The following is a 22251-nucleotide window of genomic DNA, read 5'->3' as shown; positions in this document are numbered from 1 at the left end:
TTACTCTTACTTTAATTATACGCGAGAGTACCACGCCTTGGCTACATGCTACAATACCTATATGAAGAATTATGCACGCGGATTTACGGTAGTTGAGCTTTTAGTAATAATTGTGATTACAATTGGCGCTGGCGCGCTGTTTATTATCCAGAAAAATGACCTCGAGATGCTTGCCCGCGACACCCAGCGTAAAACCGCCATTAACGCCATGCACCAGAGCTTAGAAGAAGTATTCTTTAAGGAGCACAAATTTTATCCAGAAAAAATCACCGCCGAAATTCTGCCCTCAGTTGATCCACAGCTACTGACGGATCCCGCTGGTAACAAAATTGGTGATGCAAAAAGCACCTATCGCTATGATCCAACTAATTGTAGCCAAGGAAAGTGCGAAGGTTACACGCTCCGCACTAGCCTCGAAAAAGAAGCTGATTACGTCAAAACGAATCGTTAACTAATCGTCGTTAGGCATCACTGGCCGGCCGTTTTTGAAGGCTTCAACCGCATTGTTCAAAATGGAAATTTGTTTACGCGGGTTAATGGCAAAATGAAAGCGATACGTGGTTTCTTCACCTTCGGTCGATAGCCGGATCGAGCCGTAATCAAGCAAATGCTGCAAAATACCATGTTGACGAAAACTGGCATCTTCGACGTTTTGTAAGCTGATTGTCTGTTCTTTTCGCGAAAACAAACCAGTTTGAATAAACTGAATCACACTTTCGTTAGTCAAGAAGAACTTGTTGCCAAGATAAATAATCGTCCCGACCCAACCGAGCAAGAAGAGTAGAATGATCACTAAAATACCGATGCCCATCATCGCATCGAAGTTAAGCCCCAGCGAATTTAGTAGCTGGGCGCCATCAGGAGTTGTGGCGTGGATGCCAAGCGCTGCAAACAGCGCAATCGCCACTCCTTCGGCTAGCCATACCGACAAAAGACCAATTGGATGACGAGTTATAGCACTGACAACATATTCGCCTTCGCTCAGGTTAAGAAAAGGATATTTGCGTTTTGATTCCTCGTGTTTACGCCGAATCTCCTCGGGTATTACCGGATCTTGCGGCTGCAATGGCCGCGCCATGTAGACGACTTGCGGCGCTGCATCTTGAGCGGTACCAGAGCTTGGTGGATGAGCAAAGAGCGGTCGACCGGCTTGATCATAAGCTACCGGCTGCGCTGCTGGGTCGGGCTGCAGCGGCGCCGATGGTGGCTGAATGTGTGGCGATTGCGGATACTGAGGTGGTTGCTGGTCTTTCTTCATTACCGTTATTATAACAGATCGTGATTCGCACGCGCACAGAGCCCGTCGCTGGGATCCATACAATCTATTGACTACGCAGCCGATTGCGTATCAGGAGCCGATAGGCCAAGATGTGCATAAGCCTTATGGGTCACCTTTCGCCCCCGCGGCGTGCGCTCGAGGAAGCCAATCTGTAGCAGATAGGGCTCGTAAAAGTCTTCAATTGTCGAACGCTCATCACCGGTAATCGCCGCGAGTGTTTCAACACCTACTGGGCCACCCCTGTAATTCTCGATGATCGCTGCGAGAAGATTGCGATCGGCAGTATCAAGGCCAAGCTCGTCAATTTCGAGCAGCTCCAGCGCTTTATGGGCAGTGGGATGATCAATTATGCCGTCACCATTCACATCAGCGTAATCTCGCACCCGCTTAAGAAGACGATTAGCAATCCTTGGAGTAAGCCGGGCCCGAGTCGCGAGGCTGGCCGAAGCCTTCGGATGAATAGCGACACCGAGGATTTCCGCGGCCCGCTCGATAATTTGCTGCACTTCTTGTGGCGTATAAAATTCTAACCGATGAATAATCCCAAACCGATCACGCAAAGGTGCTGCTAACGCGCCAGTTCGTGTTGTAGCACCCACAACAGTAAATTTGGGTAGGTCAAGTCGCACACTATGCGCCGCCGGCCCCTTGCCGATCACAATATCGAGCTTGAAATCTTCCATGGCGCTATAAAGTACCTCTTCAACCGTGCGGCTGAGGCGATGGATCTCATCTATAAACAAGATATCCCCTTCATTTAGATTGGTCAGGATACTTGCGAGGTCGCCTGCCCGCTCGATTGCCGGCCCGGCAGTCACCCGAATCGCCGCTCCCATTTCGTTAGCGATCACCGTGGCCATGGTGGTTTTACCGAGCCCTGGTGGGCCATAAAGCAATACATGATCGATCGGTTCACCACGTTTTTTTGCGGCGGTTATTGCCAGTTGTAAGTTTTTCTTTAAACGTTCTTGCCCGATATATTCGTGAAACCGTTTCGGACGCAAACTTATCTCCAGAATTTCTTCTTCTGGAACCGTTTGATCCACCGTTGTTTGCACAATCCGTTCGATAGCCATAATCATTACAAGTATACAGTAAGTTGGCTAGAAAAACGAAATTGTATTTAAGTTATGGAATAATGGACTAGACTCCCTCAGTTCAGATAGCGCAGCTCGGGAGACTGTGAAAATCGATTACAATAATCGATTTTCAGCCGAACGCTTCTATAAGCTTCCAGTGGAAGGTTATAGAAAAAGAGTGCTCCCGGGCTGTGCTATCTGAGCTGAGGGAGCTCCATGACACCCCCTTTATCTACTGCCGCGCCAGCCGCTTTAAGGCAGTACGAATTTTTTCTTCAACCGAAAGACTCTGATCAATTCCATCCAACGCCTCCGTGGCCTGCCGCAAAGTGTAGCCCAACGCCATCATGGCTTCAAGAGCGTCGTCTTTTTGTGGCCTCAGTTCTGTTATATGCGTGCCGCCGCTTATGCCGACTTTGTCTTTCAAGTCCACCACCACTCGGTCGGCCGTGCGCTTCCCAACGCCACTCGCCCCCTGAATATAAGCGCCGTCGCCAGCTGCAATCGCCGAACGTACCGCCTCGCTACTCCCCAGGCTTAAAATCGCCAGCGCCGCCTTCGGTCCAACACCCTGCACGGTAATTAATAGCTCAAATAACCTCTTCCCGGCAAGGGTAGAAAATCCGTATAATTCTTCGGCCTGTTCGCGTACATGATGATGCGTGTAGAGCTTTGCCGTGTCGTGCAGCTGCAAAGCGTCGTACTCGCCGGCTGGCACCTGCACTTCGTAGCCAACGCCATTAACGTCAATAATAACTGAGCCAATAAATTTTTCTGCAACTTCTCCGTAAACATGGGCAATCATAACTTTAAGTATACCTTATTACGGCCGCGAAGAAGCGCTCCCGCTATATTGACCTTGCCTCACTCGTCGGCACTAAACCTTAACTATTTATTTATAACAAATATATTTTCGAAGCGAATACGACTTAATCATCGTTATTAAGGGCGCCAAAGACCATGTCTCTGGCGCCCTGTTGGAGCAAGCTACCTAAGCCTCCTTACATCGAACGCATCACGAATCATCCATAAGACGGCGTCGTCAAAATCTTCTTGACTACAGGCATCAGCCTTCTGCCAAATCACGAGTGATTCGTTTCTCACAGTTCTTGCGGCACTGATGACAGTGGGAAACGTCTCTATAAGCTCTGCGCACCAGTTCGCGAGAGATTCTTTACTGCTCGTAAAAATTCCCAAAATCGGTATGACGGTGATCGTGAAGGTATCCTTCTGGGTACTGCGTACGACTCGAACAGCGTCTCGATTTATCTGAATTTCTTACCGCCTTTCGTGACCACATTTACTTTGGGGTATTCGGCTCGAGGTATAGCCGATTTCGGCTCAAGTACTAGAGACCAAAGCGATCCCGGAGCATCTGTCCGTGTCGCTCTACCTCCGCTTGGATCACTGGGTCATCTGCCGAACGGTGCGTGACCGCAACCATCATTTCAGCAAATTCAGCCACTGTTTGTGGAGCGTGGTCTTGCCAGCAAGGAGGACGAACTTCGTCCATGCCTGACCGGCCGACATTGGTCTGCAGCAATCGTACCACCCACTCGGCCAGATTGCTCACGCCGCGCCATCCTGTAATCTCTTCGATCAGTGATTCGATTCGTGGCTGAGCTGCACTAATCTTTCGATTGAAGGAGTCGTAGAGGGAACTTTCGTGCGCCAGTGGCGAGTTGTTAGGAGTCACAGCCATACAATAACACAATTATTTTAATTTGCAAAGCTGAAGAATTATCCGTCTTGCGCTAAGATGATCGAGCGACCAGCGAATGCATAATTGCTACCGCCAGGGCGTCCGCGCAGTCGTCTGGTTTTGGCACTTCTGTTAAGTTAAGCTGGATACGTACCATTTCTTGAATTTGTTTTTTTGTCGCCCTGCCATAGCCAGTCATAGTTTGCTTTATTTGAAGAGGAGTGTATTCGGCAATCTGTAGCCCAGCCTGCGCGCCGGCGAGCATCGCCACCCCACGAGCATGAGCCACGCTCATAGCGGTGGTGACGTTTTGTGCAAAGAATAACTTTTCGATTGCCATATATTGCGGGGTAGTGTCGGCAATAATTTCGGTAAGCGATTGGTGGATTTCGAGCAAGCGCTCGTCGAGCGGCTGGTGGACGCGCGTGCGAATCACACCGGCATCCACAAGTTGTAGTTTCTTACCAGCCGCGACTTCTATCACACCAAACCCTAATATACCGGTGCCCGGATCTATCCCAATAATACGCATGTGTTTAGTATAGCTTATTCCTGTGGAGGGCGGCGAAAGATACTGCTCACCCGCCTGAAGGCGCCCGCAATTGGCTGTCGCCACTCGTAGGCAGCATAGCCGAGCGCCCCCACGGCCACCGCGCCGCCAATCCCCCAACCGAGCATATTTTCGGGTTGCGGTGGGGTATCGGTTTTGATTTCTTGGTCGGCAGCCGTCGTTGCTGCGATCTTACGACAACGGTTCGTTTCCGGATGCCGCTCTTGACCAGGCTTACATGGCACTAAAGTTGCTTCCGCTACCGCAATCTTCCGGCACCGATTAGTTTCTGGATTTCTGGCATATCCTGGCCGGCAGTCGGCCGCATCACTCGCCAGCACCGCACTGCGGCAGCGGTTAGTTTCTGGGTGACGGGTTTGGCCAGGCTTACAAGGAGTTAGGACGGCTGTACTCGTGCTAGTCTGTTTTCGACAACGCTTGGTTTCAGGGTGGCGATAGTACCCGGCTTTACAAGCGGCCGTTACTGGTGTTTTAGCAGCTTGAGGCGGTAAAAACAGATTTTTTCCGAGTGGTTGAGGTTCGCCTTTTCGCCAATTTCCAGTGCGAGCGTCGTATGCCCACGATACACCTTTGTCGAGCGAGGGGTGCCCAACCAACGAGTCTCCAAATACCGCCACGCCCTTAATATCCTCCAGCCAAATATAGCCGCCGTTCACGAGCTCAATTGGGGCTGGCTTTTCGGGAGCATTATTATTTTGGACCGCTACCACAATATAAGCGCCAGGTGACAAAATGTATTCTTCTTCATTAGTTATTTCCCTTCCCCAGGTGAAAGTATTTTTTACCGTCGGATTTTGGCCGTGATACCCCGTTCGTAGCCGGTACCGGGCTAGATCGATGGGTTGGCTTGATGTGTTTTGCAACTTAACATAATCGCCGCAGGAAATGGTCACTTCTGCCGGGCTACACTGCCGCGGATTTGCCAATACTTCAATAATTTTGAGGCCTTCGGTTGTCGTTGCTGGCCGGTAGAGCGGTTCGCTGTAAATTTCGGCGTCATCTGTTTTGACCGTATAGTCTTTTGTAAAAATACCGGTGTGCGTTAAAGAAGTTTTTCCGCGCTGCTTGTGCTGCGCCCACTGCCCAGGTAGCGCCGCCCCGGGCACGATGCTTTGACGCACGACTTGTTGATGATCAACTAGCTTCACTTCTTGGAGCACTGGAGACTCAAGCGTCGCCAACTGCGCTTCATCAACCGTAAAACCGGTACTAATTGTGCCGTCGGCATCTCGCTGATAAGCAGTGTATTTTTCGGGGAGCAACCACCCTTGTAGCACTGGTGTTTCAAATTGTAGTTTCTTGCTGGTATCTTCAGCGTCATTTACGACAAGTTTAACTCGCCAGCCAGTAACATTTACCGCCACATCAAGTTGGTTGTAGAGCTCTACAAATTCTAAAGTAGCCTCACCGCCGAAACTGGTTATTACTATTGGTGGTTTGGCAGTAAGGTGGGGTTTGGGCGGGGGAGACACCACCGGAGCCGCGTGTAGTTGCAGCGCACTCAGGACGCACAAAACAACACTTGTCATCGAAGCAAGCAACAGTCGCATAAACACCTCTTTCTGGATTAATGTGGGTTCATTCTGCCCCAGTTAGGCTCGAACTGTCAAGCGAATTATTCGCTTTTACCGTGCTATAAAAGCTGCAACCCTACCGCTTCCCGTGTTTCAAGCAGTAAAAATACTCCCGGAAAGGGAGTATTTTTGGTCACTTTTTTGGTTATCTCTTAGTCGGCAATCTCAAAGTTACTATGTACATTCACCACATCATCAAGATCGTCAAGCGCATCCATTAACTTCATAGCCTTGCGCGCCACTTCAGGGTCGGTCAGTTCAATGGTATTATTTGGGACATATTGTAGCTCGGCCTCTGTTACCGTGAGCCCAGCCGCAGTTACTGTTTCACGAACCTTAGCGAGCTCTTTTGGCTCGGTATACACCACTAGTTCATTATCTTCTTCAACTGCATCTTCAGCGCCAGCATCGAGCACGGTCAGCAGCGCTTCTTCGCCGCTGGCCGCCACCCGAATCACCCCTTTGCGAGTAAACTGAAACATCACACTGCCGGGTTCGGCTACTGAGCCGCCATTTTTGGTTAAGGCGTGGCGCACTTCAGGGAAGGTGCGGTTACGGTTATCGGTAGCGCATTCGATGATAACACCAATGCCACCGGGGCCGTACCCTTCGTAGGTGACTTCTTCCATGGCAGCAGCGTTTTTATCAGCCACGCGGTCGATTGCCCGCTGGATGTTGGCCATGGGCATATTGGCTGCTTTGGCTTTTTCAATTACCAATGCTAGCGCCGAATTGATACTCGGATCAGTACCACTGCGGGCAGCTACGGCAATTTGATTACCGATTTTTGTGAAAATAGCGCCACGCTTAGCATCGTTTGCACCTTTTTGCCGCTTGATCGTAGACCATTTGCTGTGTCCGGACACGTGAACTCCTTGTAACTACTCCGCATATGGTTTTATCGGAGCTTGTAAAATATACTCTTTATCTTATTATACCAAATGGTCGCGCCCTCTGACACTCCTTGTAGTCTTTTTGAGCCAACTAGCCATCAATAATTGAAGCGCTGCGAAAATCATACCCAGTTTTGCGCCATAAAATTAGCAGCAGCCCCAGAATCCCTAGGTAACTCGTTGTAAGCGCAATTTCGCCAAAGGTCACTTCGATTTGTGCGTGCGGCAAACGCGCCACCCATTCAACCACGCCGGTCATGTACTGTAGTAGCGCATTAGCCGGTACCCCCACCCACCCGGCAATTGGTGGCGCCAGCACCCCACCGACGCCGGCTATAAAAGTCAGGAGCATCGCCAGCGGCACGAGCGGCACCACTACCAAATTAGCCGGCAGCGAAACCAGCGACAGCGTACCAAACATGTACAAAATTACCGGCAACGTGAGCACTTGCGCCGAAAAAGTTTCAATCAGCACCTGCTGCCAAAGCCCAGGTGTCTTCTGTTTGTATATCATTTTGGAAAGCATCGGCGCCATAATCAACACTCCCGCAAAAGCCAAGAATGACAAGTACCAGCCAGCATCACCCCAGATAAAAAACGGATTTATCAGCACCGTTACCGCCGCCGAGAATACTAATAGCAGCACCGGATGCATCACTCGGCCGTAATACCAAGCGAGCAAGCTCAAGCCAGCCACGAGCGCTGCCCGAGACATGCTTGGGCTAAAACCTGTTACCAGTACAAAGCTGGCAATCATTCCGGCCGCGGCAATAAACGACAAATATTTCGAATGTCGACTAAAAATCCTCCGGGCGAGCCGCACCAAAATTGTTAAATTATAGCCACTGGCTACCACAATGTGCGTTAAGCCGGCTATCTGCAGCTGCTCATCAAGCTCTGGTGGCAGCGCACTGCGCTGGCCCACCACATACCCGACTCCTAAACTCGCTTGCGGTTCTGGAATAGCATTACGCACCCCAGCCGCAAACCAGTCACGCACTTCTCGGGCGGGGTCGTTCATCACCGGGCGTTCAGCGGCTTGCACGGTTGTGTATGACATCGCCCCCACGAACGCCCCAAAGCCCGCCCGTAACTTTCCGCTTACAATTACATGGTCGCTGCGTTTTATATCCAAAATACTAAGTGCACTTACCCACAGCTTGCCAGGGACTTTTTGGCCATCTACTTCTAGTTCACTGATCCTTAGCTGTTGCTCGCCTCGTTTGCCATATTCTGGATCGTCAGTCACTTTTCCCTGTACAGCGACCTGATGACCCACTAGCTGGGCTAGTTGCTGGACGCCATGCAGTTCACTATTTCCTCGTACCACACCAAGTAGGCTGCCGGCAAACAGCACCAGCAGCACACCTACTGGGGTTCGTAGCACAAAACCAATCCCGCCGCATAGTAGCGCCACACTCAGCGCCCACCCGACATTTAAAGCTAAAAATTGCGACGCCACCACACCAATGAGCACACCAAGCGCACCCCAACCTATTAGAAAAGAAGGGTGGAATTGACGCCGTATGAGAGCTGGCCGCAGCATGCGCCCTAGTGTGACATACTTTACCTCAGAAAATAAATGCTTTTATTACATAAATCTCATAGTACGTTAAATTATACTATTGATAAAATACTATCCATAGGATATAATATCCAAGTTATCGATCCCGCAGGAAGGCGATCATGGCTATCAGTGTCATTAATGACGGCACGCATCTGTTTGACATCCGTGACGTACACGGGCCTATCCAGGCACATGGCGACACGGCCGAAGAGGCGCGTGCCAATCTTGAGCGAAAGGCCTCGGAGTCCGACGTTAGCTTGATCACCTGGTACTCAAACGGCCGCGGTGGCGCTTTTGGCCGCAAATACACGGCAAAGGGTATCGGCTATATTGCTTCCGATAGGCCGATCAAGTTCCAGACGCCCCGTGAGCCGTTTGACTTCCGCCACGCCCCAAAGGGCACCGTCGTCAGGCTGACGTTCACCAACGACCACAAGGTTGATATCCTGTTCACCGGTGATAAGACCCATGGCAGCATGGATGGAATCTTGGTGAAGGTGCTGGACTGCACTGTCACTCACCGAGCACCCATCAAGGCGCATCTGTTTGTTCATGCTATTGCCGGCGCGCGACCCACGCCACGCGAGCTCTTCGATATGACCGCTCAGCACATCGAGCCCGGAATCTACGTTCGACTCGATGATTATTACAACCAGGCAGACGGTCGCTGGAAGGTGGGTTGCAAGATCGCATCGATCGAAGTCAGGGAGAAGTAATTAACACCTCATAACTAGCAGCATGTTAGTTAAGGGTTGGTCCGTAGCGATGCGGATCAACCCTGTTTTTTATGAAATAATGGCCATCTAAAAAGTCCTTCGATTCGTCATAAAATCAAAGGACTTTTTTATAATAATACCTGGAGGAACCACTGGGACTTGAACCCAGGACACCCTGCTTAAAAGGCAGGTGCTCTAACCAGCTGAGCTATGGTTCCATACATAATGCTCAGAAAAGACAATACCATTTTCGAGCCATGTCTGTCAATGCCCGCCCGCGATTTTCACGGTTATTCGTGCTTTTCGCGCCGAGGGCGTTTGAATTTTGGCGTTTTCAGCAAAAAGGTATCGAGCACCGCTAGACTCAGCCCCGCTACCACGATATATGGCCGATAGGTTTCAATAACTAGTGCAAACATTGCGCTTGTGTGGTCGAACTGCAAGGTGGCAGCAAAGTAATTAAACAAAAAGGTCGTGGCCAGCAATGCAAAAATTAACGAACCGATAAATCGCCACAATTTACTAGTGTACATTGGCCCGCTGAATAGCAAGATCACCGGCGGCAGCAATAACAATACCGATCGCACGAGTACTTCTAGCGGTGGTGCAGCAACGTAAATCCCCTGCTGCTCAATCGCTGGCGTTAAGGTGGCCGCCCAACTCTCACTAATTAAAGCACCGGCAGCGAGCGCCAAGCCCAGCACCCCAAACCGCCGTTTGGTAATAAAACTAAACAAAAATAACCCGGCAAGCAGAATTATAAAGAAAAGACTAGCTGACATACCCTTACTATACCGCTAGTGACGCGGGAGTTCAAAGCTCGCCTGTTTGCCAATGGTAATATTTTTGGCGTCAACCGTTCCGGCTGGCACTTCTAGGATATATCGGGCTGGATTTTTCGGCTTAAAAGTACCGGGGTAGGTATCGGGCGAAATGTTTTTGACAATATGCACTACTTTTTTATCTTTGTCGAGCCAAATAACATCAATTGAAAAACGCATGCCCTTCATCCACACACTCCATAGATCGTCTTTATCAAAAACGAACACCATACCTTCGTTGGCTTTCAGCGATGAAACTTTGCTGAGGCCATTAGCGCGTTCTTGCTCGCTGCGAGCAATCTGCGCATCAATCACAGCGTCGCCCACGACCACTCGGGTAGACGACCGCCAATCCATAAACAAAGACCAAACGGCGAACCCCAATAGCAGCAGTACCATGCCTCCAATAACCCACGCTGCTTTTCGTTCCCCGCTTGCCATAGCTCTATTATGCGCCAACTTTGTCTTTTTTATTACGTCTTGGGGCGTTTAATTCAACATAATCAATGATTTTTCCGGCAATGTTACGCCCGGTTACCTGCTCGATGCTTTCGAGCGCCGGTGCTGAATCAAGCCGAAGTACAAACTGTCGTGAAGGCGTTAGCAGCATGTCTACCACGCAGACGCTGAGGCCAATAGCCCGAGCCGCCTTAACCGCTAATTTACGCTCTTGTTCGGTGAGCTTGGCGCTCATGCCATATTCTTGCTTGCCGGAACTTGAAAAGAAACTACGAGCCGAACCTTCGCGCTTGACGCTGGCGACAACCGTACTCCCTACCACCACGGCTCGAACATCCTGAATTTCTTCGGTGGTATTGCCGGCATATTCTTGGATTAAAAGGTCAGCATCACCCATATAAAACGCCTGCAGCACAGAATTTGCTGCCTTTTGGCTTTCTACCAGTACGGCGTGGTTATTGCGCGCTTGGGCAACCTTAATAACCGCCGGGAGCCCTACCCGTTCGAGCAAGTTATCGATCTGGCTTGGTTCGCGGGTAATGATAGTTTTTGGGATGCCCACGCCGGCTTTATTGAGTAACTGTAAGCTACGAAGCACATCGTGTGAACGACCGATAGCCAGCGATTTTGCCGTGGTATAGACGCCCATCATTTCGAATTGCCGTAAAATAGCATTGCCGTACGATGACGCGCTGGGTAAGATGCGCGGAATCACCGCGTTTAAATCATCAAGCGCTTGGCCTTGGTAGATCACCGTTGGGTGTTCGCTGTTGATCTCGACGTGACTCGCCGAAGAACGAATCATCATCACATCGTGGCCGCGTTTTTGCGCCTCTTCTTCAAGCCGCCGTTCGGTGTAGTAGTTAGGCAGGTGGGTCAGAATTCCAATTTTCATATTATCCTACGATTCGATCTTAAAATGCTGCTTTATTTTTGCGACCAACTCTTGGGCCGGTTTGTCGAGGTCGGCGGTTTCTGCACTCATAGTCGCACCCTTTTTGATAATTTTCAAGATACGAGAGCCCCGATTGATCGTATCGCCTTTTTTGAAGCGACTCAAAATAATAACATGGTCTTCGTCGGGCAGATCAACAATCGAGTAGCTGCTTTTCACAAATTCTACGCCCTGCTCGGTCAGCTTGTAAATGCCGCTTTTAATCTCGGTTTTAAGTATTTGCTTGGTTTCGAGTTGGTTACAGAGAATCAGGTAAGAATATTTATCGTCAAGCGAGTTCATGGTCGGCAGTGCGTCGGAATCGTTGACTTCGTAGCGCATATTCGCAAGCTCAAGGATATGCAGCAGCATAAAGGGGATTTTTTGTTTCTCAAACTGCATGTCGCTCAAAACACCGCTATAACCAGTGAGCCGGGCGTTAATTTCGATCGCATAAACTTCATTTTCTGGCGTAATAATTAAATCGATACCAAAAATACCCCGGTAGCCGTGACTCGCTAGCTCCGACCCGACGACAGTGGCGATTTCCTGTGTGCGATGCTTAAGAATTTCCGGATATTGCCCGCCGAGCTCGCCACCCACCCATTTGGTCACTTCGGGTAGGTTAGGGTTACAGAGGTAAGGGCTGTCCACTAGTTGTCGCTGCAAGCCACCGGTAAAAATGCCGTACTTCGTCACACACACCTGGACGCTAAAGGTTTCGCCATCAATAAACTTAGAAACCACTACCGTACCACTGTAAGAAATGGCCTTCAAGTTTCTGACGGCTGCTTCAAATTGGGTGAGGTTTTTAACAATAAACGTCCCTTTTGACCCAGACGATTCAACTTCCTGGACAACAAATTTTTCGCCAAACATCGCCGAAAGCTCAGCGTAAGCATCGGCGTTCAGTTCATCCAGGCGCTTCACTACATGATCCGGCAGGTTAATGAGATCGGCAAATTCATCCCGGAAGTAGCGCTTATGTTCGTAGGCGTGCGCGATTGTAGGTGAGTTCATGATGTACATCAGTGGATTAACCGGGTACGGTGGATCGAGCGGGCCATATAGTACAAATTTGCGCCGTGGGTGCGATTTTACCACCTCGGCAAAGCTTTCAGAAGCAGCCAAGCGCGGATTGGTATGTGCCTCGCCATCTGACTGTAACTGAATGTGTTTGTCGTACAGATCGAAGTCTTTTAACCACTGGTTGTGCGAGTTACCCACCATGAGATAATCGTCAAAATACTGATTTAAATAAATAAAATATGACTGGTCATAATAAACAGAGCCCATCTGCCGGTTACGGTTGTAAGAAATTGCGTTTTCAAGCCAAGCCATATATAAAACCTTCTCTGTATTATGTTGCTGATAACGGCGAATGCTTACTCTAAATTATAACAATAAAGCCGATTCGTCAATTATAGACTTCTTTGCATATTCGTGTTATAATGTTAATAATCTTCAGTTCGCCACAAGGAGGATCGATGCAAATTCGTAACACTCCTGACGTCGTCCGACAGATCCTATGCGTCTACACCGAAAACGGCGAGGACGTCCACCTCACGTGGCACCCGTGCCATAGCGGTATGAGTGGCGAATCCACCCCCGCAAAGCTCGCGGCCGCTAACGTCGATGGCATCCACCTTGCAGACCTCTTCGGTCTCAGCCTCGACATGGTCCTCCAGGCATTGGGTACCGACGAAAAAACGGTCAACGAGCGCTGGCGTAGAGACTACGGCGCCGAGCACGAATTCTCGAAGCTTCGAGTTAGGCGTACCGAAGACACGTTCGAGATCCGCAACATCGCCTAGACGCTAGTCACTCAGATACGGTAAAAGAGGTTATTCGTTACTCTCCAACAATGATTCGCCGCCCGGACGTTTCCGGGCTTTAGTTTTGTCGATTTATCCTAATATTTTTAACTTTTTAGGAGTCTAGAAGTTCACCGACGTGCCGAGCAAAGCTATCTCTCACCTTGGCTCCTATTTCCGGATGCTGCTCTTCGTCTATGAGGCGAGTAAACCTTGAGTTCGATTCAATTAATCGCCAATCAGGAGCTTCGGCACCACGTTCACCGTAGCCAAAATCGACAGAAATATACACCGCGGTCGCTCCGGCAGCCTGTGCTAACCGTCTTGCGGTTTCGGTTGTTGGTGGCGCTAAGCGCTCAAGTAGCGGCTCGGGCTGCACAAAAAACCAACGGGCATGAACGCGATCTTCGGTAAGGCTGGGCTCGTTGTGGCGTGCGACCGGCAAGATTGTGGTGATATCTGATGTCGCATTATAAAACGTATACATCCTCACTTCTTTTACCAGCGGCGAGTAGTTGCGCTCTAAAAACGCCCCTTCATCAGCTGGTGAATACGGCCTTAACCCAGGAAGCGGCTTCGTGAAATCATACTTCGGCTGAAAAATATATCGCTCAGCAGCCTCGCTACCCTCTCCGTTTACCCAAGCTTGAAGCTCGGCCTTCGAAGCGAATGTTTTTATGCCTACCCCGAACGAGCCTTTGATGGGCTTGGCGATAAAAGGGCCATCAGGAATTGCTTCAAGGTACTGCTCGTGTTCGCTCGCCAGAAAGGTGGGAATCGCTTCTGGTAAGTGACCATGGATGTCTTTGTAGGCAGCTAATTTATTCGCACCATACGCCTGGACCTCGGTTTCGTTCACTTGCGGCATACGTAGATCTCGCTGCTTTTGCCCATAGGCTAAAGTGTGACGATCAAGAATAACCCGGCCGAGTTCCAACCCCGAAATTTGCTTAACACCCTCGACAATTAGCTCCTGGTTGTCGTCAAATTCCGGCTGATGAATTATATCGTAACTTTCCTCGCCAGAGCGAACAGCAGCAACACTCAGCGAAATATCATAGTTCGCTAAGTGGCGAGCCAGGCCGGCACGGTCGGATAGCATCGAATCGAGAGCCCATTTTGGCTTGCCATCGCGTAGCTCATCCCCATAGAGAATTGTGGCGGTTCGTTCACTCATATCTAAAACAGGCCGCGTTTTTTATGGCTGCGGAATTCTTCGAGCAGCTCTTTTTGGCGCTTCGAAAGCTTGGTTGGCGTATCAACATGTATCGTAACGATGTGCGAACCACGCCCACCGCCGCGCAGATGTGGCACCCCATGACCCGACAGCTTGAAATCGGTGCCGCTTTGGGTACCGGCAGGAATTTTCATGGTGAGCGGGCCATCGACAGTGTCGACTTCGATCTCTGTCCCCAGCGCCGCATCGACCATCGTCACGTGTTCATCACTTAAAATTAAGTCGCCCTCACGCGTGAAATGTTTGTGTGGGTTTACCCGAACATGCACATACAAATCGCCCTTTCCACCATTAGCAATTGCCTCTCCGCGTTCACGCAGGCGAATAGTGGCGCCGTCATCGATACCGGCGGGGACCTTTAGAGCAATCGTTTGGTGGCGTCGCTCGGTGCCCTTGCCTTTACAAACGGTGCAAACTTTTTCTGGCACCTTACCACGGCCTTCGCAGGTAGAGCACATGGTTGACTGCTGAATTTGCCCAAAAATAGTATTCATGATGCGCATTTGCTGGCCTGAACCCTGGCAGGTTGGGCAGGTTTTCAGGTTATGGCCAGGCTCTACTGTGGTGCCCTTACAGTGCGAACAGGTATCGTCAAGATAAATACTTATGTCTTTTTCGACGCCAAATACCGCTTCTTCAAAACTAACCGTTACATCGGTTTCAACGTCTTGGCCACGCCGAGGGCCTTGTTGCTGCTGGCCACCACCAAAGAAGCTGCCAAAAATGTCGCCAAGGCCCAGATCGCCAAAATCGAAGCGAGCTCCCTGGGCACCACCGAAGCCCTGAAAACCTTCAAACGGATTACCGCCACCAGCACCGGCACTACCACCCACTCCAGCGTGACCAAATTGGTCGTAGCGCTGGCGTTTTGAAGGGTCTTTTAAGACTTCGTAAGCTTCGTTGACCTCTTTGAACTTCTCCTCATTACCGCCCTCTTTATCCGGGTGGTATTGAATCGCCAGCCGCCGAAACGCCTTCTTGATTTCGTCTGGTGAGGCGTTTTTGCTTATGCCTAAAACTTCGTAATAATCTCTTTTACTCATTTATTCCATGATAATCGACTGGCACTCAATATTCAAGAGTGCTAAGATCACGGTATTACCACTCCCGGAATCTAACCGACTCCGGGAGCTAAATCATGCCGCCGTCACATTACTCTCATTTTGTGCGATATCTTGGAAGATATGCCACGCTCCTTTAAAGAAATCTTCCCAGCTTACTTCGGCAGGCTTAGTCACACGACAGCCGCTACTTCCCATGCTTACAATAGTAGCACCGAGGCTCTTCAGTCGCGCCTGTAGCTCAGATTTGCCTTGCTGGGTCAATCGCTTATTGCGATGGTGAGGTCGCCGGTATCGCCGGTGCGATTCTGCAAGCTCACTTCAACGCGCATCGGTAACTCCTTATCGATTGCAAAACGTTGCGTCGGGGTAAAGCGGAATACCGCCGAGTTACCTCGTACAACCCTGCATGCCCGCTACTGTTTGAAAGACAGTGTTAATCTCATCGTCTAGGTCGCTCCAAGCGTAGCCGCCTTCTTGCCGGACCGCGCAGCCAATTGTACTGGTACTTAGCACTTCAGAAATGCCAATAATCCTTTCAATATTACTTGAAAGTACTTGTTGACCTTTTGGGGTAAGTGTCGTGTCACTGGTATAGGCGTACCGCTTAACGCCAGTCTCAACGTCGTATGAACGAGTGATCCAAGCCATGTCCTTCACCTTTCTTTTGGCCAAGATTAAGCATACACCATTATAGTCGCCTGCTCAATCATCTTGCGGATAATACTAATTTATATATACTACTTTAGCCTGTCGGCACGTCCATGAGAAGAGCTTGGCATGTCAGTAGTAAGGTTCCGTGTAGTAGTCAAGACTCGTAATAAAAACCTACGGCATGCATATTTTGAGGTTGGGATTGACGAAAGAAAGCTTCTAGACGCGGAAACTAAGGCTAAAATCCTGGAATCGGCTACGCAGAAGCTACATGATGAGGAGCAAATCTCATCGATTGGAATATGCACCCGATATAGCACGTACCCGGAGGTGTATTACAGGCAAATCGAAGGAAATCATGCCGGAGAGATGGTGTGGGCGCCTCAAGCAGATATTAGCGCTGGGTTTGCTGTCGCGTATGCGGCCAAAAAGCAGCGCAAGCAATAACAAAAATCTCATCTCACGGTTTGAGGCTGTGTAGTACGGCCAAGACCTGTGGTCATTCGTTCGCCGCTTAAAGGTATTAGAAAAAATACCTGCCGGTAACAGAAAGCCTGCACTAGCCACGGCGTCTGTGATTTGCAGGCGCCGATTTTTATTAGTTGACTTATGCGTATAGGTGATGTATATTGTCTTGGCCATACGATGCATGGCAAAGCCACGGCCGCAAAAGTAGTGCGAATTCTTGTTATTCATCGCAATCAAGGAGAAGTGATGGCGACAGCCGAATTCCAAGCAGTTTTCAACAATGGAAAAGTCCTTCGCAGATTCACTGCCGAGGCTACGCCCAAAGCAATTCTAGCTGGCGCAGAGGCTCAGCGCAGAGGAAACCAGACACTATCGTACATCAAGGCGGTAACGAGCTACCACGAAGTCAATTGGCCTAATGTGTGGCAAGCGCCTGTACCAGGTGACCCTACTCCTGAGTGGTCGCGTAAGCTGGAAGAGATTCTTGAACAGGCCCGCGCCGAATACGTTCGCCGCAGTGGCGCATAAGTTATAGTTTGCACCTAAACTAACCTCGCATCGTATAATCAAAGGCAAAAACGCCCTAGCGTAGGTTTTCGCTAGGGCGTCCTTTATTGCTAAATGCTTAGCTATTTTTTCTCGTCAACCACCTCGCCTTCAACCGGCCCGTCAGTTTTGTCTTCAGTTTTGTCCGCTTCTGGCTTCGCATCGTCGGCTGGCTGCTGGTACAATTTGGCGCCAATTGCCTGAATTTTATCAAGCAGTTCTTTGGTGGCAGCTTCCAGTTCTTCTTTGTTATCTGAATCTTTATGTTTCTTGGCAGCTTCTACCGCTTCGGTAATCTCTTGCTTGTCGTTATCTGAAATCTTATCCTTAAACTCATTCGGCATTTTTTCGGCCTGGTAGATAGCGTTTTCTAAGCCGTTGCGGGCGTCGATGGCTTCACGCTTTTTGCGGTCTTCTTCAGCGTGGGCCTCGGCTTCTTTTTGCGCCTTTTCGATATCTTCTTTACTGAGGTTGCCACTGTTTTGAATGGTAATGCTCTGCTCTTTCCCGGTGCCTTTGTCTTTGGCTGTCACGTTCAGAATACCATTGGCATCAATATTGAACGTCACTTCAATTTGCGGCACACCGCGAGGCGCCGGCGCAATGCCATCTAGCTGGAAGATACCGAGCCGTTTGTTATCGGCAGCCATCTGGCGTTCGCCCTGAAGCACCGAGATCTCTACTTGTGGTTGGTTATCTGCTGCAGTTGAGAAGATCTCTGACTTGCTAGTTGGAATGGTGGTGTTGCGTTCGATTAGCTTGGTCATCACGCCACCCATGGTTTCAATGCCAAGGCTCAACGGGGTAACATCAAGCAGCAGCACGTCCTTTACGTCTCCAGCTAGCACACCACCTTGAATTGCCGCGCCAATAGCTACTACTTCGTCTGGGTTAACACCCTTAAGCGGTTCTTTACCGAAGATTTTCTTTACTTTTTCAACCACGGCTGGCATGCGGGTCATACCGCCCACCAATACAATCTCGTCGATGTCACTAGCCGAAAGACCAGCGTCTTTGAGCGCTTTTTCACATGGTTCGGCGGTTTTTTCAACCAAGTCGGCCACTAATTCTTCAAGCTTGGCCCGGGTGAGCTTGTACTCAAAGTGCATTGGGCCATCGGCGTTAGCGGTAAGAAATGGCAGGTTAATATCGGTTTCAGTAGTGCTTGAAAGCTCTTTTTTGGCTTTTTCGGCTTCGTCTTTTAGGCGCTGCATAGCCGCGTTGTCGCCACGGAGGTCAACGCCGTGTTCACTCTTGAAAACATCAAGGAAGTGGTTAACGATGCGGTTATCGAAGTCTTCACCACCAAGATGAGTGTCACCATTGGTTGACTTCACTTCAAATACGCCGTCGCCAAGTTCAAGAATCGAGACGTCAAAGGTACCACCGCCAAGGTCGAAAACGGCAATTTTTTCTTCTTTTTTCTTATCGAGGCCGTAAGCAAGGGCAGCGGCAGTTGGTTCGTTAATAATGCGCTTCACCTCAAGGCCAGCAATTTTACCGGCGTCTTTGGTGGCCTGGCGCTGTGGATCGTCGAAGTAAGCCGGCACAGTAATTACAGCTTCAGTGACTGGTTCGCCTAAGAACGCTTCGGCATCGGCTTTAATTTTACTGAGAATCATGGCTGAGATTTCTTCAGGGCTGTAATCTTTGTCGCCCATTTTTACCCGTACGCCATCGCCGGCCTTGATAATTTCGTAAGGCATAATATCGAGGTCTTTTTGCACCTCTTTATCGCTAAATTTGCGCCCAATCAAGCGCTTCACGCCAAACACGGTGTTTTTAGGATTAGTCACCCGCTGGCGCTGAGCCACCTGGCCGACTAATCGTTGGCCGTTTTTACCAATCGCCACCACGCTTGGCGTTGTGCGGTTGCCTTCGGCGTTGGCGATTACCTCGGGCTTGCCAGCCACCATGTAGGCCACGGCGCTGTTGGTAGTACCAAGGTCAATACCGATAATTTTACCCATACTTTTCCTCCGTTACGATCTATAAAAGCTTCAGATATGTGTTCTATTTTAGCAGTCATCGTTGGTGATTGCTAAGTCTATATGTATTATATGCAAATTAGCACTCTCGTGTCAAGAGTGCTAATAACGCTAGGCTGCCTCTGGGTTTTGCGCCGACCTTTGATCAGGTACAACGATCGCCACGGGCAGCTGCGGATAGCTTCCGTCGGGCATTTCAGCCAAAAAAGCCCGCCAGTGGATGGGTTGCGGCGCAGATACTGCAATCAGCGTATCTGGCGGTAGCACGAATTGCTGCTGTAATCTTTTAGCAAAATCGTTCCAGGTTGGCAGTACGGCACGTTCATCGTGCAGCGCCATATCGTACACTACTGCTGGCTGCTGGATCCGTGTTTGCCAGTAATGGGCTATTTGCTGCAATAGCTCGGTTTGATGTTCGGCAGCACGAACATGCACAATCGCCGGGATAATATTGCGCTCAGCCGTTGATTCAAGGCTGCCAAGTGTCGTCATGAGGCTGATTTCTGCCTGCATATCAATCTCATCGGCGGGAGCAATAATTTCAAACGATGCCGGGTCAAAACGAAACGCATCTGGCCCGTGGACAACATCGCGCTCTGGAAAATGATTAAGAAAAGCTTCCCGGCGAGCTTGGTCTTCGGCTTCGGCGGCCATAGCCAGGGCTTCGGCTTCATCAAGACGCGCCAGTAAGTCGCTGTTATCCTGCCGGAAAGGTCCTTCAGCGCTACCAATCATACCTACTCCTTTGTGACTTTCACCATACTGTGGCGAATGACATTTTTGCCGTACATGTAGCCAGCTTGAAGTTCGGCAGCAATAACTTCTTTGTCGCCTTCGCCCTCTTCGTACTGCACTGCCTCGTGCACTTCTGGGTCAAAGGGCGTGCCGGGCTTGGCTTCAATTCGCTGTAATTGTAAGGCTTCAAGATTTTTCTCAAGCTGCTTCGATAACCCAACAATACCCTGCGCCCATTTATTATCTTTTAGTTCTTTCGGTACGTGCCCGGCAGCGCGTTCGATGGTATCGATAATTGGCAGCAGCTTCATAATTGCTGTGCTTTTACCAATTTCTTTGGCAATTTCTTTTTCGCCGTCTACCCGTTTGCGGTAATTTTCAAAGTCTGCCCTTAGTCGTTGTAGATCGCCGGTGAGCTCGTCAATTTTTTCCTGTAGTTCTTGTTCTTTTTTGGTCGGCTTTGTCTTTGGCATCTGCCCTCCTTTTTTAGCTGTTATAACACTTCTTCTAGCATGGCGCCAGCATGACGTACGAGCTGCATGGTGCGGGCATAGCTTTGACGGGTTGGCCCTAAAATACCGATATAACTGCGGTCAGAAAAAGGCGACCGGAAGCGGCTAATAATCAGCGTGGCGCCCGAAGTTTTACCAATGGGGTTTTCGCTGCCAATATAGACATTTAGCGGTTCGTTTGGTGCGGCCTCGCGTAGCCATGGTTCAAGATTATCGAGTAGTGATGCCACTGCCTGCACATGCTCACCACGAGCAAATTCTGGCTGGCTGAACAGATTGCTAATGCCGCTCATATACATTTGATCGCCAATTGTCGCCAGACCCAAGTTATGGGTGAGCTCGACCAAGCTATCGACGGCGCTTCGAATTGCACGGTCAGCGCGGTCAGCATGGGTAGAGACTCGTCGCTCAATCGCTCTCGTACTGCGATCGAGCTGTGGTTGCTCTTGCTGTAAAGTCAGGCTGTTAACGTATAACCGGTAGCCCTTATCGGTGGGGACCCGCCCGGCGCTGGTGTGCGGCTGCGCAATAAAGCCCATCTCTTCAAGGCGGGCCATTTCTGCCCGAATTGTCGCCGAACTGACACCGAACAACTTTGCCAGGGTAATAGAACCGACGGGTGCGGCAATTTCGGCATATTGCTCGATTATAGCGGCCAAGATTTGCATTTGGCGTTCTGTCATATAGTCTATTTTACTGTTTTTAGCAGTCTAAAGTCAAGAGTGCTAGCAAATGATAAAGGGGCAGAGGCGAATCTTTACTACAAGAATCGCCAGCTGCCCCATGTTTTAAGATAGTCGCCGTTCATGCTTGAACTTTGGCACCTCCTTCAGCGCAGTGCGGAGTGTCCGGATAATCGCGAACCAAGCGACAACCCGAGCACAGCACTTCGCAGCCGATCGAACGCTGCCGCGGTAAACCGCCCCTTGTAGGCAGTCAAAGAACTGCTGACCTTGACCAAAAAACCGCCAAACAGCCATCCGCCCATGCGACGGACGATCCGGCAGGTGTGCAGTGGCGAGCGCAAACTCAACCACCGTGCCATAAAGGTGCGTATCGCCGTAGAATTCGTACACCTCAACGGCAAGTCGTTGTTCTGGTGTGAAATCGAGTCGCTGCTTCAACCGTGACGGCAACCCGAATGCCGAGAGCCATAGACGGTTTTGCCTTACGGCAAAGCCGTGGTCACGGAAAGTCTTCCCCATCAGCGCGTTACGTCGTATAACCTCGTTTACCGCCGCCAGCTCCACACTGGGCCAGCGCGGGAAAAGCGTAATTGCAACGCTGCGGGTTTGACCATTGTCCCTCAAAAGCGCGACCCGATTTCTTGCAGTGTGTCGCAGAACCTCCACCGACGGCGCCGTGTACGAGTCGGTGTGCAGTTCGGTCATCTTATCACCCCAATCGCGCGCGTTGTCGACGCTACCACTATAGCTGCCCTGCTCCTTGCCGTGCAAGCATAGGCAATTACATTTGCAATTGCCAAACAGTACCCCTTAACAATCCCAACCACTTCTCGTACATCTACCCCACCGTAATTTTACGAAATCTGAATGTGTACGAAATAACGCACACGGTTGGTTTTAATTATATCACGCTTATGGTTAAATCGAAAATAACTTTACTTGGATTAAGTTTGGG

The 22251-nt window shown here is 50.0% G+C and carries 25 protein-coding genes and 1 tRNA gene; 5 read left to right on the top strand and 21 right to left on the bottom strand.

Annotated features, from left to right (window positions below; translation table 11 throughout):
• Positions 1–61 precede the first annotated feature (61 nt).
• Positions 62–451, top strand: a complete 390-nt coding sequence (locus VD907_00700) for a prepilin-type N-terminal cleavage/methylation domain-containing protein (GenBank protein ID HYG83380.1) — start codon at positions 62–64, stop codon at positions 449–451.
• On the opposite strand, the gene VD907_00695 is transcribed toward VD907_00700, so the two are convergent.
• The 8 genes from VD907_00695 to VD907_00660 all read right to left on the bottom strand — a co-directional run bounded on the left by VD907_00695 (position 452) and on the right by VD907_00660 (position 8644).
• Positions 452–1258 carry a PH domain-containing protein gene (locus VD907_00695; GenBank protein ID HYG83379.1) on the bottom strand — a complete coding sequence of 269 codons (807 nt, stop codon included), beginning with the start codon at positions 1256–1258 and terminating at the stop codon, positions 452–454.
• Between the two features lie 71 nt (positions 1259–1329).
• Positions 1330–2355, bottom strand: a complete 1026-nt coding sequence (gene ruvB / locus VD907_00690) for a Holliday junction branch migration DNA helicase RuvB (GenBank protein HYG83378.1) — start codon at positions 2353–2355, stop codon at positions 1330–1332.
• 235 nt (positions 2356–2590) lie between these two features.
• Entirely contained in the window at positions 2591–3163 is a 573-nt protein-coding gene (gene ruvA / locus VD907_00685; protein ID HYG83377.1) for a Holliday junction branch migration protein RuvA, read from the bottom strand.
• 543 nt (positions 3164–3706) lie between these two features.
• Positions 3707–4060: a hypothetical protein gene (locus tag VD907_00680; protein ID HYG83376.1), complete on the bottom strand. Its 354-nt coding sequence runs from the start codon at positions 4058–4060 to the stop codon at positions 3707–3709.
• 52 nt (positions 4061–4112) lie between these two features.
• A complete protein-coding gene (gene ruvC / locus VD907_00675) occupies positions 4113–4592 on the bottom strand; it encodes a crossover junction endodeoxyribonuclease RuvC (protein HYG83375.1) in 480 nt (159 codons plus the stop codon).
• A 14-nt stretch (positions 4593–4606) separates the two neighbouring features.
• Entirely contained in the window at positions 4607–6181 is a 1575-nt protein-coding gene (locus VD907_00670; GenBank protein HYG83374.1) for a hypothetical protein, read from the bottom strand.
• A 176-nt stretch (positions 6182–6357) separates the two neighbouring features.
• Entirely contained in the window at positions 6358–7071 is a 714-nt protein-coding gene (locus VD907_00665) for a YebC/PmpR family DNA-binding transcriptional regulator (protein ID HYG83373.1), read from the bottom strand.
• A 118-nt stretch (positions 7072–7189) separates the two neighbouring features.
• Complete coding sequence (locus VD907_00660) at positions 7190–8644, bottom strand: ComEC/Rec2 family competence protein (GenBank protein HYG83372.1); 1455 nt, start codon at positions 8642–8644, stop codon at positions 7190–7192.
• Between the two features lie 140 nt (positions 8645–8784).
• Here VD907_00660 and VD907_00655 point away from each other — a divergent pair, with 140 nt between their 5' ends.
• Positions 8785–9381 carry a hypothetical protein gene (locus VD907_00655; protein HYG83371.1) on the top strand — a complete coding sequence of 199 codons (597 nt, stop codon included), beginning with the start codon at positions 8785–8787 and terminating at the stop codon, positions 9379–9381.
• 141 nt (positions 9382–9522) lie between these two features.
• Here the strand turns inward: VD907_00655 and VD907_00650 are convergent.
• From VD907_00650 to VD907_00630, 5 genes are all read right to left on the bottom strand, one after another.
• Positions 9523–9599, bottom strand: a tRNA-Lys gene (locus VD907_00650).
• A gap of 72 nt (positions 9600–9671) precedes the next feature.
• On the bottom strand, positions 9672–10163 hold the full coding sequence (locus tag VD907_00645) for a hypothetical protein (protein ID HYG83370.1): 492 nt from the start codon (positions 10161–10163) through the stop codon (positions 9672–9674).
• A gap of 15 nt (positions 10164–10178) precedes the next feature.
• On the bottom strand, positions 10179–10643 hold the full coding sequence (locus tag VD907_00640; GenBank protein HYG83369.1) for a DUF192 domain-containing protein: 465 nt from the start codon (positions 10641–10643) through the stop codon (positions 10179–10181).
• Positions 10644–10650: 7 nt separating this feature from the next.
• The gene (locus VD907_00635; protein ID HYG83368.1) at positions 10651–11556 is read right to left on the bottom strand and encodes a RimK family alpha-L-glutamate ligase; all 906 of its coding nucleotides are present in this window, start codon (positions 11554–11556) and stop codon (positions 10651–10653) included.
• A gap of 6 nt (positions 11557–11562) precedes the next feature.
• Entirely contained in the window at positions 11563–12936 is a 1374-nt protein-coding gene (locus VD907_00630; GenBank protein ID HYG83367.1) for an ATP-grasp domain-containing protein, read from the bottom strand.
• Positions 12937–13082: 146 nt separating this feature from the next.
• On the opposite strand from VD907_00630, the gene VD907_00625 reads away from it, so the two are divergent.
• Complete coding sequence (locus VD907_00625) at positions 13083–13409, top strand: hypothetical protein (GenBank protein HYG83366.1); 327 nt, start codon at positions 13083–13085, stop codon at positions 13407–13409.
• A 115-nt stretch (positions 13410–13524) separates the two neighbouring features.
• Here VD907_00625 and VD907_00620 read toward each other — a convergent pair whose 3' ends face one another.
• The 3 genes from VD907_00620 to VD907_00610 form a co-directional block, all read right to left on the bottom strand.
• Positions 13525–14586 (bottom strand): hypothetical protein, encoded by a 1062-nt coding sequence (locus VD907_00620; protein HYG83365.1) that lies wholly within the window; start codon positions 14584–14586, stop codon positions 13525–13527.
• Positions 14587–14588: 2 nt separating this feature from the next.
• A complete protein-coding gene (gene dnaJ / locus VD907_00615) occupies positions 14589–15689 on the bottom strand; it encodes a molecular chaperone DnaJ (protein ID HYG83364.1) in 1101 nt (366 codons plus the stop codon).
• Positions 15690–16097: 408 nt separating this feature from the next.
• Complete coding sequence (locus tag VD907_00610) at positions 16098–16358, bottom strand: hypothetical protein (GenBank protein ID HYG83363.1); 261 nt, start codon at positions 16356–16358, stop codon at positions 16098–16100.
• Between the two features lie 129 nt (positions 16359–16487).
• On the opposite strand from VD907_00610, the gene VD907_00605 reads away from it, so the two are divergent.
• Both VD907_00605 and VD907_00600 read left to right on the top strand, forming a co-directional pair.
• Positions 16488–16808 carry a hypothetical protein gene (locus VD907_00605; protein ID HYG83362.1) on the top strand — a complete coding sequence of 107 codons (321 nt, stop codon included), beginning with the start codon at positions 16488–16490 and terminating at the stop codon, positions 16806–16808.
• A gap of 162 nt (positions 16809–16970) precedes the next feature.
• A complete protein-coding gene (locus VD907_00600; GenBank protein ID HYG83361.1) occupies positions 16971–17357 on the top strand; it encodes a hypothetical protein in 387 nt (128 codons plus the stop codon).
• A 101-nt stretch (positions 17358–17458) separates the two neighbouring features.
• Here the strand turns inward: VD907_00600 and dnaK are convergent, their stop codons facing one another.
• From dnaK to VD907_00575, 5 genes are all read right to left on the bottom strand, one after another.
• The gene (dnaK, locus tag VD907_00595; GenBank protein ID HYG83360.1) at positions 17459–19345 is read right to left on the bottom strand and encodes a molecular chaperone DnaK; all 1887 of its coding nucleotides are present in this window, start codon (positions 19343–19345) and stop codon (positions 17459–17461) included.
• 129 nt (positions 19346–19474) lie between these two features.
• Positions 19475–20098 (bottom strand): hypothetical protein, encoded by a 624-nt coding sequence (locus VD907_00590; GenBank protein HYG83359.1) that lies wholly within the window; start codon positions 20096–20098, stop codon positions 19475–19477.
• Between the two features lie 2 nt (positions 20099–20100).
• A complete protein-coding gene (locus VD907_00585; GenBank protein HYG83358.1) occupies positions 20101–20571 on the bottom strand; it encodes a nucleotide exchange factor GrpE in 471 nt (156 codons plus the stop codon).
• A 20-nt stretch (positions 20572–20591) separates the two neighbouring features.
• The gene (locus tag VD907_00580; GenBank protein ID HYG83357.1) at positions 20592–21293 is read right to left on the bottom strand and encodes a transcriptional regulator; all 702 of its coding nucleotides are present in this window, start codon (positions 21291–21293) and stop codon (positions 20592–20594) included.
• 105 nt (positions 21294–21398) lie between these two features.
• A complete protein-coding gene (locus VD907_00575) occupies positions 21399–22001 on the bottom strand; it encodes a hypothetical protein (GenBank protein ID HYG83356.1) in 603 nt (200 codons plus the stop codon).
• Positions 22002–22251 lie beyond the last annotated feature (250 nt).

The organism is Verrucomicrobiia bacterium (assembly GCA_035629335.1).
Classification (GTDB): domain Bacteria; phylum Patescibacteriota; class Saccharimonadia; order Saccharimonadales; family Saccharimonadaceae; genus DASUUR01.
The sequence above is the reverse complement of the archived record's forward strand: the minus strand, read 5'-3'. Positions and strand labels throughout refer to the sequence as shown.

Coding starts and splice junctions, on each gene's coding strand:
- ruvB (HYG83378.1), bottom strand. CDS start 2,355: ATGGCTATCGAACGGATTGTGCAAACAACGGTGGATCAAACGGTTCCA.
- VD907_00655 (HYG83371.1), top strand. CDS start 8,785: ATGGCTATCAGTGTCATTAATGACGGCACGCATCTGTTTGACATCCGT.
- dnaK (HYG83360.1), bottom strand. CDS start 19,345: ATGGGTAAAATTATCGGTATTGACCTTGGTACTACCAACAGCGCCGTG.
- VD907_00695 (HYG83379.1), bottom strand. CDS start 1,258: ATGAAGAAAGACCAGCAACCACCTCAGTATCCGCAATCGCCACACATT.
- VD907_00590 (HYG83359.1), bottom strand. CDS start 20,098: ATGATTGGTAGCGCTGAAGGACCTTTCCGGCAGGATAACAGCGACTTA.
- VD907_00630 (HYG83367.1), bottom strand. CDS start 12,936: ATGGCTTGGCTTGAAAACGCAATTTCTTACAACCGTAACCGGCAGATG.
- ruvC (HYG83375.1), bottom strand. CDS start 4,592: ATGCGTATTATTGGGATAGATCCGGGCACCGGTATATTAGGGTTTGGT.
- VD907_00660 (HYG83372.1), bottom strand. CDS start 8,644: ATGCTGCGGCCAGCTCTCATACGGCGTCAATTCCACCCTTCTTTTCTA.
- VD907_00670 (HYG83374.1), bottom strand. CDS start 6,181: ATGCGACTGTTGCTTGCTTCGATGACAAGTGTTGTTTTGTGCGTCCTG.
- ruvA (HYG83377.1), bottom strand. CDS start 3,163: ATGATTGCCCATGTTTACGGAGAAGTTGCAGAAAAATTTATTGGCTCA.
- VD907_00610 (HYG83363.1), bottom strand. CDS start 16,358: ATGGCTTGGATCACTCGTTCATACGACGTTGAGACTGGCGTTAAGCGG.
- VD907_00625 (HYG83366.1), top strand. CDS start 13,083: ATGCAAATTCGTAACACTCCTGACGTCGTCCGACAGATCCTATGCGTC.
- VD907_00605 (HYG83362.1), top strand. CDS start 16,488: ATGTCAGTAGTAAGGTTCCGTGTAGTAGTCAAGACTCGTAATAAAAAC.
- VD907_00585 (HYG83358.1), bottom strand. CDS start 20,571: ATGCCAAAGACAAAGCCGACCAAAAAAGAACAAGAACTACAGGAAAAA.
- VD907_00635 (HYG83368.1), bottom strand. CDS start 11,556: ATGAAAATTGGAATTCTGACCCACCTGCCTAACTACTACACCGAACGG.
- VD907_00575 (HYG83356.1), bottom strand. CDS start 22,001: ATGACCGAACTGCACACCGACTCGTACACGGCGCCGTCGGTGGAGGTT.
- VD907_00620 (HYG83365.1), bottom strand. CDS start 14,586: ATGAGTGAACGAACCGCCACAATTCTCTATGGGGATGAGCTACGCGAT.
- VD907_00580 (HYG83357.1), bottom strand. CDS start 21,293: ATGACAGAACGCCAAATGCAAATCTTGGCCGCTATAATCGAGCAATAT.
- VD907_00700 (HYG83380.1), top strand. CDS start 62: ATGAAGAATTATGCACGCGGATTTACGGTAGTTGAGCTTTTAGTAATA.
- VD907_00680 (HYG83376.1), bottom strand. CDS start 4,060: ATGGCTGTGACTCCTAACAACTCGCCACTGGCGCACGAAAGTTCCCTC.
- dnaJ (HYG83364.1), bottom strand. CDS start 15,689: ATGAGTAAAAGAGATTATTACGAAGTTTTAGGCATAAGCAAAAACGCC.
- VD907_00640 (HYG83369.1), bottom strand. CDS start 10,643: ATGGCAAGCGGGGAACGAAAAGCAGCGTGGGTTATTGGAGGCATGGTA.
- VD907_00645 (HYG83370.1), bottom strand. CDS start 10,163: ATGTCAGCTAGTCTTTTCTTTATAATTCTGCTTGCCGGGTTATTTTTG.
- VD907_00600 (HYG83361.1), top strand. CDS start 16,971: ATGCGTATAGGTGATGTATATTGTCTTGGCCATACGATGCATGGCAAA.